We start from the raw sequence: 21521 nt of genomic DNA, 5'->3' as shown, positions 1-21521 counted from the left end.
AACCTCACTAAGTATTTTTTAGTGAGGTTTTTTGTTTTTACGTGAAACCGTAATTTATTGTTAAAAGGTTGTTGTATGTTTGGAATATATTTATAAAAATGTAGATGATATAGGGAATATTTAACGAAACTTTTCTATCATTTATTTTGTAAATTACGATGTTATGTGCAAGTATTTCCTAAAAAATTCATTAACCAATGAAAATAAATCGAATTAAAATTGAAAACTTTCGTTCAATTAAAGAAACTGAATTCACAACAACAGACTTCAATATTTTTGTAGGTCAAAACAATTGCGGTAAAACAAACTTTTTTGAAGCAATCGAATTCTTTTTTAATGGTTTAGGAAGAGGTGCAAACATTAATGAACTTAAGTATAAAAGAGATCCTCAAAATGAAATTCTTGTCGAAATTGAATTTATAGGATCACAAAATGGAGCTTCATTAATGCAAAATCAAACAAATAAAACTAAAATTGAAAATGCTCTAAATGGAGAAGACATTGTAATTTTTCAAAGAATTAGTGGTATTCCGAATAAGCGGAAAATGTTTGTTAATGGTGCAGAAGTAACACCTGGAACTGGATTTGACGCAGCATTAAACGATTTCCTTCCAAAGTTTGAATATATAAGCACTAAACAATATTATGATGCTGTAGCAAAATATTCGAAAACAACTCCTATTGGTATAATGCTTTCTGGAGTTTTAAATACTATTCTACAAGGAAATCAACAGTATCAAGCATTTCAAGCCAAATTTGCTGAACTATTTGAAGATGATAATTCTGCAATCAAGCAAGAGTTCGTAAGTATCGGAAATAGTGTAAAAATTCATTTAGAAAAACAGTTTCCTGATACTACAAAAGTTAAGTTTGAAGTTACTCCCCCACAATTTGACGATTTACTTAAAAGTTTTTCAACATCAATCGACGATGGTGTAGAAACGTCTGCAGAAGAAAAAGGAGACGGAATGCAACGAGCTTTAATGCTTGCTATTATACAAGCTTACGCAGACTACAGAAAACAAAACGAAGATGTCGGAAAGTCATTCCTATTTTTCATAGATGAAGCAGAGTTACATCTTCATCCAACCGCACAGAGAAACCTTAAAAATGTTCTTCACGCTCTTTCGCAAGAAACAGATCAAGTATTCATAAATACACATTCATCTGTTTTTGTAGCGGATAATTATACAAATCAGTCAATTATGAAAGTTGAAAAAAACAGTGGTGAAACTGAAATTGAGGTTGTAAGCGAGTTTGAAAAACCCTATATTATTTTTGAATTGTTGGGAGGAAGTCCATCTGATTTACTTCTACCAAAAAATTTTCTAATTGTTGAAGGATTGACTGAATTTGAATTATTAACGAGAGTAATTAGAAGATTTTATGCCGATAAACCAGCTATTCAAATTATAAAAGCAAACGGTGACATTGACCAAGCTGAAAGAACAATAAATGCAATCGAAAAATTATTTATTCCATTAGGTTCTAGCATATACCAAAATCGTGTAGTATTATTATTAGATTGTCCCTCAGTACAAACAGAAGGTGGCGTAAACCATTTTAGACAAACATATAGACATTTAGTCGAGAATAATCAACTACACATATTATCACACAGGGATATTGAACAAATTTATCCTGATCAAGTTTGTTCAACATATACAAATTGGAGGAAAACTCAAGCTGACTTAGATGCTACTAATGCAAATGGAGATAAAATAATTACAGGAAAGAAGAAAAGGCAATTAGCAAAACACGTTGGAGAAAATATTACGCAAGAACAATTTGAAACAGATTTATATCTATGTTATCAAGCTTTATTAAGATGTTGGGACTTAGCTCTACAATAATGCCAGCACATAACAAGGGTAACTGTTGCACAACTCAAATTTTAGGTACAAAAACACAAATAGTATAAATAATAACCTCTTTTAATACTTCGGCAAGCTCAGCAACCGTTTTAGTGAGGTTTTTTGTTTTACACAATAAAGTATACAATATAGTTTTGTTTGTATATTTGAGTTTAATTTTAAGAAAAAAAACGCAATGCTCAAATTATTTAAGAAACGAGAAATCATTAAAAGTGAAGAGGATGAGCTTGCTGAATTAAGAAAAAATCTTACCGAAGCTATTGATGAAAATATCAAAATTGCAGAAGAAGATATTCAAAATATTAAAACACTACTTCTTCAAAACAAAAGTTATCAAACAGATTTTTTCAATAGTTTATACAATTCCTCAATTTACATTTCAATTTTCGATATGGACGTTTCAATTTTAACTGAAAAATTTATTCTATCAAAAAGAGATTATGAAAAAAAACTATTTGCAAGAATTCTTGCATTAACAATAATAGAATTTCTTGATGATATTAATCCATTAATTGGAAGAGATTTAAGTAAGCAGCTAAGAGATCTTAAACAAGAAAAGTTTGTAATTCCAGTTAGAGAAATTTCTAAAAAATTCGCTAAATATAAAAACGAAAATGAGCAATACTTAAGAATCGTGAGGAATAATACAATTGCTCATAAAAATACTGATGCATTGGAACTTCACAAATTCATAAATGAAATTGAAAGTGAAGAAATTTATAATTTGGCAATTGAATTAAAAAAACTCTCTACTGAATTTAACAAATTATCAACAAAAATTATTTATTCAATAATTGACTTTATGAAGAAAAGTATAAATAAAAGAAAGAAAAACCACGACTAACATAGGTAACTGTTGCACAACTCCAATTTTAAGCACAAAAACACAAAATAGTATAAATTACAATCTCTTTAGAAGTGATTTTAAGGAGGTTTTTATTTCTGTTTTTTTTACAGAATTATAAAAATAGTTGTGGTAATTCTTTTCGTCCTTGCATACTAAAAATAAGAAAAATTAGCCTATTCTAGAGTTGTGCAATAAGCACATCGGCTTGGCAAAATTCGAGGTTAATTGCAAAATTGAACTTCTCGCTTATTTTATCCGCCAAAAGCTGTCCATATTCGTATTTTTTGTGAGTTTACAAATAATGGAACAGCTTTGGCTACGTTTCGGTCTGAATTGAACTTTTCGCTTCAATTTCCGCCACTGACATTAAGCCCCGAAACGTTGTGCGTAATATTACAAAAAAAGCTCTCCGAAATTCGAAGAGCTTTAATATTTTCTTTCACTTAATTACGTTTTCCATTAAAAGGAAAAGAGGCTTTATTAAGCATTACGTTACAAAGATATGTATTATATTTGTAAATGCAGTACTATTTAGAAAATTTTAATGGAATATAATAAACTCGAGTACTATTTATCGCAACCAAGACTAAATAGATTTCTTATTGCTTCAGGTAATTCAAAAACAAAAGCTCAAAAATTGTATCGTGCTAATCTAAGAGTTGCTCAATCATTTTATCCAATTTTAAACTTATTTGAAATATTCTTAAGAAATACTTGTAATTATCAGGTATCTTCTCATTTTGCAAATCCTAATTGGATTATAACAGAGAAGAATGGTTTTATGAATCATAATTCATTAACAGCATCAAGATTTTTTCTTAAAAATTCAATTATTAACGCAGAGAAAAGTATTAAACGTAAAGGAGGATTAATTACAGCTGGTAAAATAGTTGCTGAACAATCTTTTGGTTTTTGGACGAGTTTATTTGATACTCATCACTATCGTTTAATCGGAGGTGTAGTTATCCATTGCTTTAAACATAAGCCAACTGGCATTAATAGAAGTATCTTAAATCAAAAATTAAATAGAATAAGGGAATTTAGAAATAGGGTTTATCATAATGAACCAATTTGCTTTCGTGGTAATTTAATTGATTTTACATATGCTGAAGATATAAAAGATGAAATATATGAACTTTTGAGTTGGATTGATGCAGATTTAGCAAATTATGTTGAATATTTCGATGCAATAGAAAATAAAATAAACATTGCAAAGAATTTATAAAATACTACACACAATAACTAAGCTTTCGTCTTGCCCGGAGGGCATGAGATGTATTGAAATCATTGAACACAAATAACAAATAAAAGTAGTGAAGTAAAGCCTGTTGAACCCTTCGATAAACTCAGGACAGGCTCACCGAAGTTAGCTTTTAATTCTTATGGAGTTATCTAAGTTTGTTTTAGACTACACAAGCAGTATTTTATATGATTACTGCTTTTTTTGTGCTTATTTAAAATGCGAAGTAGTAAAAACTATAAAAAACACAAAATAGTATAAATAGTAACCTCTTTAAAAGTGATTTTAGGGAGGTTTTTTGTTTTATATGAAACCGTAGTATATTAAACTCTTTATAAAAAACATTCGTTTTAATTCTTCTACAATCATTTTAATTGATTCAATTTTTAATTGTTCTTATAGTCGTAATCATTATCTTTATTCCAAAGTTGATGCTATGTGTTTTCATGTAAAAGTGACCAAAACAAAAGAACAGATTGAAAAGAAATCAAGGTTGAAATTCAAACCTGAAGTTAGATTTGCGCCAAATCCTCATTTCAAAGGTTTTGATCATCCGAAATTACCTGTTATCACCAATCAACAAGATTATATTCATTTGTTCGAGTGGGGTTTAATTCCGCATTGGGCTGGAAATGATTTTAATTCGAATAACACCTTAAACGCACGTATTGAAACTATAGATGAAAAACCATCTTTTCGAGATGCTTACACCAATCGTTGTGTGATATTGGTTGATGGCTTTTATGAGTGGCGACACGAAGGCAAAGACAAAATCAAATATGATATCGGAATCAACAATAATTTGATGTGTTTAGCAGGATTATATTCAGATGACACGTTTACGATTGTTACGACTGAAGCTGTCGGCATTATGGATTATATCCATAATACTAAACATCGTATGCCAGTAGTCCTAAATGATGGTGAGAATTTGATGAATTGGTTAGATTGTAAACCAATTGTTCCGTTTACTGATTTTAGCTACCAGCGTGAAGATGGCCAAGTGAGTTTATTTGGATAATTCGGATTTTATATGTCGAAATAAGATTTTTCGGACATCCTTATTATCTTGTTTTTGCTCAATAAATAATTTCATTTCATCAAGATTTTCAAGTAAATGATCGCAATAGCCAAATCCTTTGTAAACTCCTTTTTCGATTAATACAATACCTTTTTCATTTTCAGTTCTTCCACCCAATTCAAATAAAAAGTCCTTTTTAGGTAAATTCACTGTTTTCAAAAATTGACGAACTCTTTTATTATAAAGTTTCACTTCTTCCCTATTTATACAAGCTCCATTGCATTCGTCTAAACTATATTGAAAACAACTTGATTTGGTTTTATATAAACCATTTACTTTTTGACAAAGCTTATATTTTTCAGTGATATAGAATAAATAATCTTTTGCTTCATTTTGCGATGTAAATGAAATGATTTCGCTTCCAGAGTTGTCAATTTTATTTATTATTAATGCGTGATAACCATCCGAATTTATTTCTTTATACATGGCGTAAAAGAACTTAATCTTGCGTTGAGCTCTATTAAATATTGGCAGATTTTGTTTGATTAATTCAGATTCTCTCAACAAAGCAATTAATTCATTTCCTGTATTTTCAAATTGTATAGAATGCGTAAAATGCTGAAGTTTAATTTCCTTTTTATCAAGTGATTTGAAATGCTGAATCAATCTTTTTCTGATATCAATACTTTTTCCAATGTAGATAATATCTTGCTTGTCGTTGTATAAATAATACACGCCACAAATATTTTTTGGAACTTGGTCAACCAACGTTTTCAATCTATCATTCAGTACCATAGCGCAAATTTACAGAATCAATTTTTAACTTTATTTTTTTAACACTTTTCGACGACACCTTGTAGCGTTTTAATTGCTCAACTTTGTAACATGATGTACGCTTTAGTTGACTGCAATAATTTTTATGCCTCGTGCGAACGAGTTTTTAATCCAACGCTGAATGGAAAGCCTGTTGTGGTACTTTCTAACAATGATGGTTGTGTAATTGCACGTTCTAATGAAGCAAAAGATTTAGGGATTCCAATGGGTGCTCCTGCTTTTGAATACGAGAATAATTTTAGATTAAATAAAATCAATGTTTTCTCTTCAAATTATGCTTTATATGCGGATATGAGTAATCGCGTGATGATGATTTTAAAATCCTATTGTCCTGATATAGAAATTTATTCGATTGATGAATCTTTTCTTCTTTTCAAAGGCTTTGATAACTATGATTTGGTAAATTACGCCCAAGAAATTAAACAAAAAATATATACCATTACCAAAATCCCTGTTTGTATTGGTATTGCTCCTACAAAGGCTTTAGCTAAAGTGGCGAATCGAATAGCAAAGAAATTTCCTAAACATCATAATGGTGTTTATATGATTGATTCGAAAGAGAAAATAAACAAAGCCTTAAAATGGTTAAAATGTGAGGATATCTGGGGAATTGGGCGACGTTTAGCTAAACGTTTAGCTTTTATTGGTTGTAAAAACGCGTATGATTTTACATTATTGAGTGATGAATACATTAAACGAAATTTCTCAATCGTAGAATTGCGTTTGAAAAAGGAATTATTAGGCGAAAGCGTCTTAAAATTAGATGAAGTTCAACGCAAAAAATCAATTGCGACTACTCGTAGTTTTGAGAAAACAATCAATGATTATGAAAATCTGAAAGAGCGTGTTTCTACATTTGCTGTTTCTTGTGCCGAAAAGCTTAGAAAAGAACAATCAAAATGCAACATTATTACTGTTTTTGTGATGACCAATCGTTTTGATGAAAAGCAATCATTTGTTTCAAACTCATTAAGTACAACCTTAGATTTTGATTCGAATTCGAGTATCGTTTTGTCAAAAACAGCTTTATTTTTATTGGATAAATTGGTTCCTGCCGAAGGCAAAGTTCCTGATTATAAAAAAGCTGGTGTTATTGTTTCGGCTATTACACCCAATAATCAAGCACAAATGAATTTATTTCACGAAGATTCTCCAAAACATAAAGTTTTGATGAGTGTCATGGATCAATTAAATGCAAATTATGGCGATCATATGCTAAAATTAGCTTCGCAGGATGTGCGTAGAAAATGGAAAATGAAGCAAGAACGTTTGTCGCCTTGCTACACAACAAGATTTACAGATATTTTAAATGTTTATTAAATGGTACATTTTATTCAAGTTCCGAAATTCTCAGAAGAGTTAATCAATATCCCTATCAAAACAGATGGTGAAAAACGATTTGTTCAATTTTTTGGTGATGTTTCAGCAGGTTTCCCCTCTCCTGCTGCTGATTTTGTACAGAATAATATTAGTTTGGATGAAATTTTACTGAATCATCCCGAAGCAACTTATCTTAATCGTGTGGGTGGCGAAAGTATGTATCCTGAATACCTAAAAGGTGATTTACTTATCATTCGATCTGATATCGAACCCAGACATCATGATGATATTGTAGTATCGGTCAACAATTCCGAATACACGTTCAAACGTTATGATGCCATCAACAAACAATTGATTTCTCTAAATCCGAAATACAAAAATTGTATTCAATTACAAGATGAAGATGTTGTCATTATTTTGGGTGTGGTTACAGATTTGGTGAGGCATAAGAGGAATTAAAAAAAACTATAAACTATTTTGATAATTTATATATAATCAATAATTTTATATCATAATTCAATCATCAAGAGTACATAAGGTACACCAACCGAGTTTAACAAACCACGGTGGTAAAGCGATGAGGGCTGTTCAGTCAAAAAATTGTCACTCTCTAAATTCTTAATGATTGATACTGTTTAATAAATTAAAGTATCAAAACAATGGAAAATTTAATTGAAAAATTTGAAAAAAACTTGATTTCACTTTCTGATCAAGAAGTAATTAACTCCTTCAATAAAGAGGTGGATAATACTGGATGGGTTGCTGCACGAGCTCACTTTCTAAAAGCATTAACTAATCAATTCGAATCAAGAGAAATTGACTATTCAATCATTAAAAATGAAAATACAATTTCTTTCGCGAAAAAGGTTTTACTAAAGGAAAAAAAATTACACTATTAAAAAACATGAGCTGATTATTTATGCTAATCGGCTCATTTTATAAATTTATAACAATTCGTAAAGCTTTACCTCTCCTCCATTTTTTTCTTCGTAACTATTCGCCCAAGTAAAATAATCATACTCAATTTCTGACCAACTATTAGCTTCATATTCGAACCCATAGTTTAAGTTACCTTGATTCAATTCAAGCGAAACATGTAAACGATCTTTGTATACAAAATCAATTGATTTATCAAACAGCGTATTGTTATTTAGTTTATTAAGTACAAGTTCAACCATGTTAGTTGGATGATACTTTTTCAACATATCATCTAACATTATTTCTCCGACAATTACAAGGTCTAACGCTTCATTGAAACGATACAAAACCCAGTAATTTTTTAAAGATTGAACTTGATCGATTTCAAAATCAGAACAGGTACAAAACGTGACATCAGAATAAACTTGACACATCAATTTAAGTTTTGATAAATATACTTTTTTATTTCAAAAGCTTCTATCCTATTCTACCTTTTTATTCGTTGTTTATTATCATCACGTCTTATTTTGTCGCTATACTTCATTATATTTGAAAAACATTAACAAATATGGTTTACCGTAAATAATTATCCGTTATTATGACTTTATTTGCAGTTTAACATTTTGTATATTTACAACAAAGAATTGATAAACAATTATGGCTAAAAAAGTACAAACCAAAAGTACAGAAGAAATCCTTTGGGATGCAGCAAATAAATTACGTGGTTCGATAGAACCGTCAGAATATAAACACGTGGTATTGAGTTTAATCTTCTTGAAATTTGCAAGTGATAAATTCATCAAACGCAGAGAAGAATTAAAAGCAGAAGGTAAAGAAGCCTTCTTAGAAATACCAGAATTTTACCAGGCAGAAAATGTATTCTATTTACCAGAGGAATCGCGTTGGGAATACATTATCGAAAACGCCAAACAAGAAGATATTACCCTTAAAGTAGATACTGCGCTTAAAACGATAGAACGTACCAACAAATCGTTAGAAGGTGCGTTGCCAGATAATTATTTCTCAAGATTAGGATTGGATCAATCTAAGTTTTCGGCTTTGTTGGATACCATCAATAATATCGACACCTTAAAAGACGAAGCGCAGGATATTGTAGGTCGTGTGTACGAATACTTTTTAAGCAAGTTTGCTATTGCCGAAGGAAAGGGAAAAGGAGAATTCTATACGCCAAAGTCGATTGTAAATTTAATTGCTGAAATGATTGAACCGTACAAAGGGAAAATCTATGATCCGTCTTGTGGTTCGGGTGGTATGTTTGTGCAATCGTTGAAGTTTATCGAAAAACATCAAGGAAACAAAAAGGACATTTCGATTTACGGACAAGAATTAACAAATACCACGTTTAAACTGGCTAAAATGAACTTAGCCATTCGTGGTATTTCTGCCAATTTAGGCAACAAAGCAGCCGATACTTTTGCCGACGATCAGCACAAAGAATTGAAAGCCGATTACATCATGGCGAATCCGCCGTTTAATTTAAAAGATTGGCGAGCAGAAAATGAATTAACCGATGATTCACGTTGGACAGGTTATGAAGTGCCACCAAAATCGAATGCCAATTATGCTTGGATTTTGAATATGATTTCCAAACTATCTCAAAACGGAGTGGCTGGATTTATCTTGGCTAATGGCGCACTTTCGGGTGGTGGAGAAGAGTACAAAATCCGTAAACAAATTATAGAAAACGACTTGGTAGAAGCGATTGTAATTCTTCCTCAAAATATGTTTTATTCTACAGATATTTCGGTAACGCTTTGGATTTTGAACCGCAATAAAACAGAACGCACTGTAGAAGTAAATGATGGCGTAAAAAACTATCGTAATCGTGAAGGTGAAGTATTGTTTATGGATTTACGCCAAAAAGGGGAACCGTTTGAAAAGAAATTCATTCAGTTTGCTGAACAAGAAATTGAGCAGATAGCAGCAACCTATCATAACTGGCAACAAAAAGATTTTGAAACGACTTATGCGAATGAACCCGAATATTGTTACTCTGCAACCTTAGAGGAAATCCGTAAAAAAGATTATTCGTTGGTACCAAGTAAATACATAGCGTTTGTAAACCGTGACGAAAACATTGATTACGATACGAAAATGCAAACGTTGCAAACCGAATTGAAAGACTTGTTTCAGCAAGAAGAAACCTTGAAACAAGAAGTAGCAAACGTGTTTAAATCGTTGGGCTATGAGTTATAAAAAGTTAGGAGATATTGTCAAATTTATTTCCAATAAAAATGTAGATGGTATAGCAACTATTCTTTACGGAATTAATATTGATAAATACTTTATGCCTTCTGTAGCAAACACTATTGGAGTGGATTTAAAAAAATATAAAGTAGTTGTAAAGAATCAATTTGCATGTAATAGAATGCACGTTGGAAGAGATAAACGATTACCAATTTCAATGTCTACATTTGATTATCCATTTATTGTTTCTCCAGCTTACGATGTATTTGAAGTTACAGATGAAAATGTAATTCCTGAATATTTAATGCTTTGGTTTCGTAGAAGTGAATTTGATAGACAATGTTGGTTTTATACAGATGCAGACGTACGTGGTGGATTAAGTTTAGATGCATTAAAATCAATTGAAATTAGAATTCCATCCATCGAAAAACAACGCGAAATTGTAGCCCAATACCAAGCAGTAGCAAACAAAATAAAAGTCAACGAACAGATTTGCGAGAAGTTAGAAGCCACTGCGCAAACGTTGTACAAGCAATGGTTTGTTGATTTTGAATTTCCCTGCCTTCCTTCGAGCTATCGTCCTCACGGGCAGGTAAACCAAAATCTGCCAATCGATGAATATATTACTAAGATAGGAAGTGTTTGTACATATAGTAGGGTCGGTGGTTTACCCGTTTCAGATGGCAAAACTTGGTTTGTATATCTTATCTTATGTGAGAACGATTCTGTTTATAAAGGAATGACGAATGATTTATACCGTAGGTTTTACGAACACTATATGGGAGAAGGTGCTGAATGGACAAAACTTAATAAACCTTTAAAAGTTATTCATTGGGAAAGTTTTGCAACAAAGGAAGAAGCTGCAAAAAGAGAAAAAGATTTAAAAACAGGCTATGGTAGAACTTGGATAAGCAGGCAAATTGAAAAAGCAGGCGGAATTACTCAACTAAAAACCAGTTTACCTGCCCCGCAAACGGAGTTAAGGACGGCAGGGAAAATGGTGTACAACCAAGAATTAGAAAAGGAAATTCCTGAAGGTTGGGAGGTGAAAGAATTAGGGAACTTTATTCAAAGTTTCTCTAAGTCTCATGATTTTAAGAAGAAACAATTAATCTTTTTTAATACATCAGATATATTAAATGGTGAATTTTTACATTCTGAATATATGAATGTGGATGAAATGCCAGGTCAGGCTAAAAAATCTATCAAAAAGGATGACATATTGTATAGTGAAATCAGACCGAACAATAGAAGATTTGCATTGGTAAGAAATGATGCAGATGATTATGTGGTTTCTACTAAATTAATGGTATTAAGAAGATTAAATAATGAATTGGGATTATATAGAATATATTATTATTTAATATCTGATGAGACGATTAAAGATTTTCAAGATTCTGCAGAAGGAAGATCAGGTACATTTCCACAGATTACATTTGATGAAGATTTAAAATTCAGAAAAATTATATTTGGTTCAAAAGAGATTGAGGATAAAATGGAAAATATATTTAAAAATTGTTTTTATCAAGTTTACAATTTAAAAGACCAAAATAAACAACTCACACAACTTCAATCGTTGTTATTAAGTCGCTTAGCAACGTTAGAGGGGTAAAGAAAAACTAAATTACTATAAAAATCAACACAAATGGGAAAAGAAATTAGTATTAGCGAAGCATATATTAAACAATTTGTAGAAAGCTTACGACCAGAAGATCACGAGATACGCAAACAATTAGATTTTGGGTATTCTTGGGAAAAGAATACTGCTATTTTATATACGATTCGTCCATTTTGGAATAATCCGAACGAACTAATCCAATCAGAATTTGCTAAAATTCGCTATACAAAAACCACAAATGAATGGAAACTGTATTGGATGCGTGCTTCAGGCATATGGGAGTTGTATGAGCCACACCCAATTGCTGATAATTTACAAGATTTATTAGCGATTATAAAAGAAGATCAGTTCCATTGCTTCTTTGGGTAAAAAATACAAAACACTCCCAACTACAATCGTTGTTGTTAAGTCGCTTAGCAACGTTGGAGGGGTAAACGAAAATTAAACTACTATAAACTTAAGAAAGACTATAATAAATGAAGAAATTTAGATATTCAGTACCTAAAGGATATAAAGGAATAGCGAATAATATTAATTTGGAATTCAATACCAACTTAGCTGTTATTACTGGATTAAATGGTTCAGGAAAATCTACGATACTGAAGTATTTATATGAAAATTATTCTGATAGAAGCAAATGCTTTATAAAGACTTTACAAAACAATGATTTCCAAAATGGTGATAGAAGAAAGTTAATAGGCTCAAATTCAAATGACGAAATTTCTTTAGAGAACATTATAAAAGAGATTGAATCCATAGGTCTTAGAAGAAGAGGTAGAGTAAATTCTCCTTTTTTAGATAAAACTGATTTTTATTCTGCTTTATTCGATGTAGGAAGTATTTATTACGCTAATGGTTATTTGTATTTAGAAGGTATTGCTAATCTATTAGCTGATTATCAATTTGATGATCTAGATAATATAAAAAAAGAATTGGGAATTCCTACCTCCCATCAAATTGATAAAAAGTTAATTACTGAACTTAATAAAAATAAAGTTAATAACTCAACTATTTTTGGAATCCAAAAGGGTGGTAATATTTTGGAAAAATTTTATGCTTTAGGTTTTAATGAAGTACAAAGAGAGATTATTAATAAAATGCGTAAAAAAATTGAGGATGATTTAAAAATTGAACTTAGGAAAAAATCCAAGATTTCTAGCGAACATACTTTAAAAAAATATATATACGATTTAATCACAAAAGAATTTCGTTCGATCGAATCTATAGTTCAAAAAATGTCTAATAAGATATTTCAGGATTTTAAAAGTAAAAGTTCAAAAACTAAAACAAAAAAATTATGGGAGGAAATTAATGAAGAACTTGAAAAGTACTGTAAAAATGGACATTTTAAATATGTATTAGTACCACCTCAAAGTTTTGAATCAAACTATGAAATAGCATTTGATAGATATGATAAGCCATTAAAAAATTACATTCACTTTGATTCATTATCTAGTGGTGAAAAAATTATATTTGAACTAATTTGTTATTATTTTGCTGCGAAAGAATCAAAACTAGAACTTATAATGCTTGATGAGTTTGATGCTAACTTGAATCCTCAGTTAGCTGAAATGTATATTTACGTTATTAAAGAGCAATTCAAAAATATTAATGTAGTTCTTACCACTCATTCTCCATCAACTGTAGTTGAAGTTGAGCCTAAGGAATTGTTTGAATTAACAGATTCTCGTGAGCTTAAGTGTGCTAATGATGAGAATGGAAAAAGAGAGATTTTGAAGCGACTAGCTCCAAAGTTTGTTTATCATGGAGAATTTGGAATTTTAGAAGATGTATTTAATACAAAATATGATATGATTGTATTCCTTGAAGGAAACAATGATGTTAAAAATTTTGAATCAATTAAAGGCGATGATAGAATCAAATTCATTGATTCCAATGGATGTGGCAATATGCCTAATCTAGTAAGAATATTTAAAGCAATACCGTTTTTTAAGAATCTTGCAAACCAAAAACAAATAGCTTTTTTATTTGATTTTGATAAGGATGGTTTTGAAAAATTAGCAGAATGTATTTCTGATAAACAATTTAATTCACAATGCATTTACGACACAATAAGGAATAAAGAAGCATTTTGTTATAAAATGGAAGATTTAAATATTTTTGTTTCACATTTAATACCAGCTCAAAAACATTCTTGGCAAATTTCTGATGTATTTAGACACCAAGAATTAAAAATTGAAGGAATAGATGGAATTCATAGGCAATTTGACCATTTGAAAAAGATTAAGGACGGTTTTCATAACCTAATTGAAGCCCAATAAACCAATGAAATACACCGAATCACAATTAGAACAAGCTTTTATAAGTCTTTTGGTGATAGAGGAGTAATCAATTTTTTTGAAACAGTGGGCGAAGTTAGTATGGGCGAATTGCAATTCGCCCCAACAAAAAACTATCAGTATATTATACTTTTAAATAGCTAAGTTATGGAACAATACAACCCTCATAAACATCATCGAAGATCGATACGTTTGGTTGGCTATGATTATAGTCAAGCAGGATTGTATTTTGTTACTTTAGTTTGTCAAGATAGAGCGCATTTGTTTGGTACTATAAAAGATGGCATCATGTGTATGAATGAATTTGGGCAAATTGCAGCTGATGAGTGGTTACATACGCAGGAAGTACGAAATAATGTTGTATTGCACGAATTTGTCGTAATGCCTAATCATATCCATGGTATTATAGAAATATTATATCCTATAGAATCCTGCAATATTGTCGGCACATTTAAATCGCCTTCCCAAACCATAGGTGCAATCGTAAGAGGCTATAAAATAGCTACAATAAAAAAAATAAAAGAACTAGAAAGTAAGGGCGAAGAAAGTAAGGGCGAATACTGTAAGGGCAATTTGCAATTCGCCCCAACCGCCCCAACTTTCCCAACTAATCCAACGAGGGAAATCATAAAATCCTTAGCATATAAGATCTGGCAACGTAACTACTATGAACATATCATAAGAGATGAAAAGGCTTATATCAATATCAGAAATTACATTATTGAAAATCCTAAACGATGGATTAACGATGAATATAACCTATCACAGTAATAGCATAAGTAAGGGTGAAAATAGTAAGGGCGAAGATAGTAAGGACGAAGATAGTAAGGGCGAAAATAGTAAGGGTGAAAATAGTAAGGGCGAAGATAGTAAGGACGAAGATAGTAAGGACGAAGATAGTAAGGGCGAAAATAGTAAGGGTGAAAATAGTAAGGGCGAAAATAGTAAGGGCGAATTGCAATTCGCCCCAACAGCCCCAACAGCCCCAACAGCCTCAACGGAAATAAACGATGAATATAACCTATTATGAAATACATCGAATCACAATTAGAAAAAGCATTTATAAGCCTTCTGGAAACAGAAGGCTATCACTATATTAACGGAAAAGAATTAACAAGAACTTCTAACCAAGAAGTTTTACTCAAAGAAGATTTACATACTTTTCTTTTCAACAGCTATCCCGATTTAGAAGAAATAGAAGTTGAAACTTTAATCAATGAGTTGGCTTTTCAGAGCACTTCTACCCTATACGAATCTAACAAATACATCTGTAAGCTTTTAGCAGATGGATTGATTTTTAAACGAAACGACCCATCAAAGAAAGATTTACACATTCGTTATATTGATATTGAAAATACCGAAAATAATAATTTCAAAATTGTCAATCAATTGGAAATTCAAGGAAGCGAACTACGTATTCCTGATTTGATTTCATACATCAATGGAATTCCTGTCGTCGTCTTTGAATTTAAGACAGCGATAGAAGAAGAAATTACCATTCACGATGCTTACAAGCAATTAACGACACGTTACAAAAGAGATATCCCCGAATTACTAAAATACAATGTGTTTTGTGTGATTAGTGATGGGGTGAATAACAAAGCCGGAACAGTATTTTCTCCTTACGAATTTTACTACGGTTGGAATAAAATTACTGGAGCAGAAAAGAAAGCCTTAACAGGTATAGAAACCACAACTTCTATTGTACATGGAATGTTAAACCAAACAAGATTGGTCGATATTATTCATCATTTTGTATTGTTTCCAGATAATTCTAAAAGAGATGATAAAATTCTGTGTCGTTATCCGCAATATTATGCGGCAAATAAGTTGTATCAAAACATCTTAGTCCACCGTAAACCACAAGGTGATGGTAAAGGAGGTACAAATTTTGGTGCTACGGGTTGTGGTAAAAGTTTTACGATGTTGTATTTAACACGTTTATTGATGCGTTCAACAGATTTTGCAAGTCCAACGATTATTATCATTTCTGATCGTACAGATTTAGACGATCAATTGTCGAAGGATTTTACCAATGCCAAGAAATTTATTGGAGATGAAAATATCATCAATATCGAATCGAGAGCCGATTTACGCGCGCGTTTGCGTGGTAGAGAAAGTGGCGGTGTGTTTTTAACTACGGTTCAGAAATTTGCCGAAGATGCTGAAATCTTATCCGATCGTACCAATATCATTTGTATTTCGGATGAAGCTCACCGTTCACAAGTCAATTTAGACTTAAAAGTTAAAATTGACGAAGATAAAGGTGTTACAAAATCTTATGGTTTTGCCAAGTATTTACACGATTCTTTGCCCAATGCTACTTATGTTGGCTTTACAGGAACACCTATCGACAAAACGTTAGAAGTGTTTGGAGATATGGTAGATCAATACACCATGTTCGAATCGGTTAATGATGAAATTACAGTTCGTTTGGTCTATGAAGGTCGAGCAGCAAAAGTGAATTTAGATTACAATAAAGTTCAGGAAATCGAAAACTATTACGAAAATGCAGTAGCTGAAGGCGCATCGGAATATCACGTAGAAGCCAGCCAAAAAGCTATTGCTAATATGGAAGTTGTTTTAGGAGATGGTGACCGTATAAAAGCTATTGCGAAAGACTTTGTGGAACATTATGAAAATCGTTTGGAAGAAAACGCAACGGTAGCCGGCAAAGTAATGTTTGTATGTGCATCTCGTGGCATTGCATATAAACTATATAAAGAGATTTTAGCTTTACGACCTGAATGGGGAGAAATGATGCTTCCTGAAGGTTTAACCGCCAAAGAACAAAAAGAAATTAAACCTATAGAGCGTGTTAAAATGGTGATGACACGCAATAAAGATGATGAAAAAGAGCTTTGGGAACTTTTGGGTAATAAAGATGAACGAAAAGAATTAGACCGACAATTCAAGCAAATCAAATCCAACTTCAAAATTGCCATTGTCGTAGATATGTGGTTAACAGGATTTGATGTTCCTTTCTTAGATACCATTTATATTGATAAACCTTTACAAACACACAATTTAATACAAACCATTTCTCGTGTCAATCGTAAATACGAAGGAAAAGATCGCGGATTAGTAGTTGATTACATAGGAATCAAAAAGAATCTGAATAAGGCATTAGGAATGTTCAATAATCAAACGGCCGACGATGATTTTGAGGACTTAAATCAAGCTGAAATCATCGTTAGAGATCAAATGGATTTATTACGTCAATATTTTCATCAATTTGATGCTACTGATTATTACCAAGGTAATCCCGTTAAACGATTAAGCTGTTTAAACAAAGCTTCTGAATTGGTTTTACAAACTGAAGATTCAGAAAAATTCTTTGTGAATGTAACGAAGAAATTGAAATCAGCCTATAATTTGGTGAGTGGTTCTGAATTGTTCACGCCTAAAGAAGTCGATGAGTTACATTTCTATTTTGCGGTGAAATCTATTGTGGTAAAATTGACAAAAGGCGAAGCACCTGATACAGCTCAAATGAATGCTAAAGTGGCTAAATTGGTAGAAGAAGCTATTATTTCGGAAGGAGTTGAAGAAATATTTAAGCTCGATGATAATAAGGCAAATGCGATTGATTTATTCAACGATAAATTCATTGAGAAAATCTCTAACCTAGAATTACCGAATACCAAAATTAAAATCTTAGAACGTTTATTAAAACAAACCATCAACGATTTTAAAAAGGTGAATAAAGTAAAAGGACAAGATTTTTCAGAACGTTTACAATCCATCATCAACCGTTACAACGAACGTAGCGAAGGTGATATTTTAGATTATGAAGGCATTCAGTTTGATACAGCAGAACAAATGTTGGACTTAATTATCAAACTTCGAGTTGAAATGGATTCGTTCCAAGATTTAGGCATCGACTATGAAGAAAAAGCTTTTTACGATATTTTGGACATGATTTGCAAACAATACGGTTTTGAATTCGATAACGACAAAATGCTAGAGCTTGCTCGTGAAATAAAAATAATTGTAGAAAATACAGCCAAATATCCCGATTGGTGCGACCGTGATGATATTAAAGCACAACTTAAGATGGATATCATCGTTAAATTACATCAATACGGCTACCCTCCTATTACGCAGGATGATGTGTATAAGAATGTATTAGAACAAGCAGAAAATTTTAAGAAGAATAGGTAAAAATGGAACAGAAAAAATTACTTGAGATTTCAGATGAATTATTGGATTTACTTCTTGATTTTAAGAAAGATCATCCAGATTTTACTTTTTCACTAAGAGAAAGAGATAGCCCGCAAGCAAAAGATGTAAAACGATTAGAAAAAGGTCAATGGTTTCAAGGTTCAAACTATATTTATGTACCACTTTTCAGAAAAGGGGATAATGCGCGTAAAATAAAAACAATTGGATTTGTTGTAGGTTCAAATAAAGAAGGAGAACAAACTAATTATATCGAAATTTCATTTAAAAAAGGAGATTTTACAAACGAAGAAATTAGTTTCCATAAAGAACTCTCCGAAATTTTCGACATAAAGCTAAATAACGAAAATGTTGGATATTTTCAATTCGACGATCCTAAAAACTATATTGAAAATCTTGGCTTTTACTTAAACGAGTTTAGATCTAAAGCTTTAGAATTATTAAAATCATATAAATTAGAAGATCGATTTTTAATCACAGAAGATAATTTTCAAAAAAGATTAGAGAAGATTAATGAAATTAAGAAAGTTTTAGGTGATCCTAGTTATAGTATAAACAATCTAAATACAATTATTAAAGAATCTGAAGAAAAAATAATGAAACAGCCTCTTAACCAAATACTTTACGGTCCTCCTGGAACAGGAAAAACGTATTCTTTAAAACAAAAATTCTTTGATTTATTTACCGTACGAGAAAACTCGTTATCTAGAGAGCAGTTTTTGAATGAATTAGTTAAACCTTTGAGTTGGTGGCAAGTTATTACAATTGTATTATTAGATATTAATAAAGCAAGAGTAACTGAAATATATGATCATGAACTAATTAAAATTAAAGAGTCTCAATCTGCATCAAAGACAATAGTTCCAACAATTTGGGGACAATTACAAGCTCATACAATAAAGGAATGTCAGCATGTTAATGTAGAAAAGAGACAAAACCCTTTATATTTTTCAAAGGACGAGAATTCAAATTGGACAATTGATTTACAATTAGTAAAAGATTTATATCCCGAAATAATTGAAATTTATGATTCGTTCAAAAATTTCAATCCTTCTCCTGATAAACTCATTAAAAATTATGAGTTTATAACTTTTCATCAATCATATAGTTATGAAGATTTTATGGAAGGTATCAAACCTGATCTTGAAAATGAAGAAGGAGAATTAAAATACAAAATTGAAGATGGAATTTTCAAAAGAATTGCAGACCGAGCAAAACGAGATCCTTTTAATAAATATGCTCTTTTTATCGACGAAATCAACCGTGGAAATGTATCGCAAATTTTTGGGGAATTGATTACCTTAATTGAAGAAGATAAAAGGTTAGGTAATGATGAAGCAATTGAAGTGACTTTACCATATTCTAAGGAGAAGTTTGGTGTTCCGCGTAATCTTTATATTATTGGAACAATGAATACAGCTGACCGAAGTGTGGAGGCTTTAGATACTGCATTAAGACGTCGTTTTGTGTTTGAAGAAATGCCACCAAAATATGATTTAGAAGGTTTACAACAAGAATTGTACGGTTTTAAAGCAGCTGATATTCTTGAAACTATAAATAAAAGAATTGAAAAATTATTGGATCGAGATCATCTAATTGGTCATGCGTATTTTATCAATAAAAATGAAACGACAATTATCGATTCTTTTTACAAAAACATCATTCCACTTCTACAAGAATATTTCTTTGGTGATTATGGAAAAATTGGTTTGGTATTAGGAACTGGGTTTATTAGAAAAATGGAACAAGATTCTGTATTTGCTAATTTTGAGCATTTAGATTATTCTCAATTTGAGGAAAAAGAATCGTATGAAATCATCAATTACAAAGATAATTTTGAAGGTTTTAGAGAAGCAATTAATTTATTAATGAATCGCTAGTGTTTTGAATAAGCAGAATCATATCACAGTTTTTGAGCATGAAAAACGTTTTTTCAATCTAAAAGACGAAAAAGAAAAGCAAATTCATGAAGCTTTAGAACGCTATCACGGAAATTATACACCATTTTTTAAACTTTTAAGAAATGGTGTTCAATTCAATGAACATGTTGGTGTAATTCAAATAGGAAAAACTACAATTGAAGTTTTACCAAAAACAGATAAGTCTGGTGAAGAAAAATGGCGTGATTTATTGATTGGAATGATCAAAACCGTTTGGGGATTTGATGTTAAATCAACTGGTTCGAGTTCATTGAAATTAAAATCAAATTCAATCTTAGAGCTGTACTTTGAGCTATTTATTTCAGAAATAGAATACTTACTTCATAGAGGTTTGATTAAAAGATACCGTAAAAATGAAGGAAATCAAACATCTTTAAGGGTGCTTTACAGTTCTCAAAACATATTACCCATAATTTGGTTCATAAAGAACATTTTTATGTAAAATATACGCAGTATTCTAATGAACATTCTATTCATGAAATCTTATTCAAAACGATAAAACTTTTAGCACATATAAATTCAAACTCTCTTTTAAAAGGAAGAATTGGTGCATTGACTTTAGACTTCCCTGAAATGAAAGAAATAAAAGTAAATGAGTCTACATTCAAAAAAATAGTTTTTGATCGAAAAAATCAGCATTATCAAACTGCTTTAGAAATTTCTAAATTATTATTGTTGAACTATCATCCTGATATTTCCAAAGGTCGAAATGATGTATTGGCTTTAATGTTTGATATGAATAGTTTATGGGAGCAGTTTATTTTAGTGACGTTGAAAAGAAAATTAACAACACATTTTGTTTCATCACAAGTAACAAAAAGTTTTTGGAAACCAACTTCGGGATATTCGTCAAAAATGCGACCTGACATTATTTTAAAATGTAAAGAATCTCAAGAAAGTTTCGTTTTGGATACAAAATGGAAAAATCTAAATGGTTATAATCCATCTCCAGAAGATTTGCGTCAAATGTATGTTTATCTTCGATTTTATCAAGCTAAAAAAGTTGCTCTTGTTTATCCTTCGGATCAACATATCATTCAGAAAGGAAATTACTTTAGTTCAAAAAAACATTTAGAAATGTCAGATAAAGAATGTAGTGTCATGCAAATTGCTACATCAACGGATATTAAAACTTGGCAAGAAGAGATTACAAATCAAATTAAAGAATTATTATATTGATAATATTGTCTGTTATTTCATGCATCTATTATACGTTTGT

Annotated in this window: 19 protein-coding genes and 1 riboswitch; of the genes, 17 read left to right on the top strand and 2 right to left on the bottom strand. The window is 31.0% G+C overall.

Annotated features, from left to right (window positions below; genetic code table 11):
• Positions 1-197: 197 nt before the first annotated feature.
• The 4 genes from N5D46_RS13675 to N5D46_RS13660 all read left to right on the top strand — a co-directional run bounded on the left by N5D46_RS13675 (position 198) and on the right by N5D46_RS13660 (position 4982).
• Complete coding sequence (locus tag N5D46_RS13675) at positions 198-1853, top strand: AAA family ATPase (RefSeq protein WP_125350703.1); 1656 nt, start codon at positions 198-200, stop codon at positions 1851-1853.
• A gap of 196 nt (positions 1854-2049) precedes the next feature.
• Positions 2050-2718, top strand: coding sequence for a hypothetical protein (locus tag N5D46_RS13670; RefSeq protein ID WP_125350702.1), 669 nt, complete (start codon positions 2050-2052; stop codon positions 2716-2718).
• 547 nt (positions 2719-3265) lie between these two features.
• Positions 3266-3946: an Abi family protein gene (locus N5D46_RS13665; RefSeq protein WP_125350701.1), complete on the top strand. Its 681-nt coding sequence runs from the start codon at positions 3266-3268 to the stop codon at positions 3944-3946.
• 451 nt (positions 3947-4397) lie between these two features.
• The gene (locus tag N5D46_RS13660) at positions 4398-4982 is read left to right on the top strand and encodes an SOS response-associated peptidase (RefSeq protein WP_280050318.1); all 585 of its coding nucleotides are present in this window, start codon (positions 4398-4400) and stop codon (positions 4980-4982) included.
• Here N5D46_RS13660 and N5D46_RS13655 read toward each other — a convergent pair.
• Positions 4971-5777 carry a GIY-YIG nuclease family protein gene (locus N5D46_RS13655; RefSeq protein ID WP_280050317.1) on the bottom strand — a complete coding sequence of 269 codons (807 nt, stop codon included), beginning with the start codon at positions 5775-5777 and terminating at the stop codon, positions 4971-4973. The genes N5D46_RS13660 and N5D46_RS13655 overlap by 12 nt on opposite strands.
• 90 nt (positions 5778-5867) lie before the next feature.
• On the opposite strand from N5D46_RS13655, the gene N5D46_RS13650 reads away from it, so the two are divergent.
• From N5D46_RS13650 to N5D46_RS13640, 3 genes are all read left to right on the top strand, one after another.
• Positions 5868-7136 (top strand): Y-family DNA polymerase, encoded by a 1269-nt coding sequence (locus N5D46_RS13650; protein ID WP_347881036.1) that lies wholly within the window; start codon positions 5868-5870, stop codon positions 7134-7136.
• Complete coding sequence (locus tag N5D46_RS13645) at positions 7137-7595, top strand: S24 family peptidase (protein ID WP_038330372.1); 459 nt, start codon at positions 7137-7139, stop codon at positions 7593-7595.
• A gap of 56 nt (positions 7596-7651) precedes the next feature.
• Positions 7652-7746: riboswitch (SAM-I-IV-variant riboswitch) on the top strand.
• A 49-nt stretch (positions 7747-7795) separates the two neighbouring features.
• Positions 7796-8035, top strand: a complete 240-nt coding sequence (locus tag N5D46_RS13640) for a hypothetical protein (protein ID WP_280050316.1) — start codon at positions 7796-7798, stop codon at positions 8033-8035.
• A 45-nt stretch (positions 8036-8080) separates the two neighbouring features.
• On the opposite strand, the gene N5D46_RS13635 is transcribed toward N5D46_RS13640, so the two are convergent.
• Entirely contained in the window at positions 8081-8488 is a 408-nt protein-coding gene (locus N5D46_RS13635; protein WP_280050315.1) for a hypothetical protein, read from the bottom strand.
• Between the two features lie 223 nt (positions 8489-8711).
• On the opposite strand from N5D46_RS13635, the gene N5D46_RS13630 reads away from it, so the two are divergent.
• The 10 genes from N5D46_RS13630 (at position 8712) to N5D46_RS13585 (ending at position 21481) form a co-directional block, all read left to right on the top strand.
• The gene (locus N5D46_RS13630; protein ID WP_038330367.1) at positions 8712-10271 is read left to right on the top strand and encodes a type I restriction-modification system subunit M; all 1560 of its coding nucleotides are present in this window, start codon (positions 8712-8714) and stop codon (positions 10269-10271) included.
• On the top strand, positions 10261-11874 hold the full coding sequence (locus N5D46_RS13625) for a restriction endonuclease subunit S (RefSeq protein ID WP_084106806.1): 1614 nt from the start codon (positions 10261-10263) through the stop codon (positions 11872-11874). Before N5D46_RS13630 ends, N5D46_RS13625 begins: the two co-directional genes overlap by 11 nt.
• 33 nt (positions 11875-11907) lie before the next feature.
• Positions 11908-12249, top strand: a complete 342-nt coding sequence (locus N5D46_RS13620) for a DUF3024 domain-containing protein (protein WP_038330365.1) — start codon at positions 11908-11910, stop codon at positions 12247-12249.
• 107 nt (positions 12250-12356) lie between these two features.
• Positions 12357-14162: an AAA family ATPase gene (locus N5D46_RS13615; protein ID WP_280050314.1), complete on the top strand. Its 1806-nt coding sequence runs from the start codon at positions 12357-12359 to the stop codon at positions 14160-14162.
• A gap of 165 nt (positions 14163-14327) precedes the next feature.
• Positions 14328-14951: a transposase gene (locus tag N5D46_RS13610; protein ID WP_280050313.1), complete on the top strand. Its 624-nt coding sequence runs from the start codon at positions 14328-14330 to the stop codon at positions 14949-14951.
• The gene (locus N5D46_RS13605) at positions 14929-15210 is read left to right on the top strand and encodes a hypothetical protein (RefSeq protein ID WP_185144228.1); all 282 of its coding nucleotides are present in this window, start codon (positions 14929-14931) and stop codon (positions 15208-15210) included. The genes N5D46_RS13610 and N5D46_RS13605 overlap by 23 nt, the downstream gene beginning before the upstream one ends.
• Complete coding sequence (locus N5D46_RS13600; RefSeq protein ID WP_280050312.1) at positions 15207-18344, top strand: HsdR family type I site-specific deoxyribonuclease; 3138 nt, start codon at positions 15207-15209, stop codon at positions 18342-18344. The genes N5D46_RS13605 and N5D46_RS13600 overlap by 4 nt, the downstream gene beginning before the upstream one ends.
• Before the next feature lie 2 nt (positions 18345-18346).
• Complete coding sequence (locus N5D46_RS13595; RefSeq protein ID WP_280050311.1) at positions 18347-20242, top strand: AAA family ATPase; 1896 nt, start codon at positions 18347-18349, stop codon at positions 20240-20242.
• 4 nt (positions 20243-20246) lie between these two features.
• Entirely contained in the window at positions 20247-20744 is a 498-nt protein-coding gene (locus tag N5D46_RS13590; RefSeq protein ID WP_280050310.1) for a hypothetical protein, read from the top strand.
• Complete coding sequence (locus N5D46_RS13585) at positions 20717-21481, top strand: hypothetical protein (RefSeq protein WP_280050309.1); 765 nt, start codon at positions 20717-20719, stop codon at positions 21479-21481. The genes N5D46_RS13590 and N5D46_RS13585 overlap by 28 nt, the downstream gene beginning before the upstream one ends.
• Positions 21482-21521 lie beyond the last annotated feature (40 nt).

It is taken from the genome of Empedobacter sp. GD03865, from assembly GCF_029840775.1.
In the GTDB taxonomy this organism is placed as follows: Bacteria; Bacteroidota; Bacteroidia; order Flavobacteriales; family Weeksellaceae; genus Empedobacter; species Empedobacter falsenii_B.
Note: the sequence above shows the minus strand (reverse complement) of the source record. Positions and strands in the feature narration are given on the sequence as shown.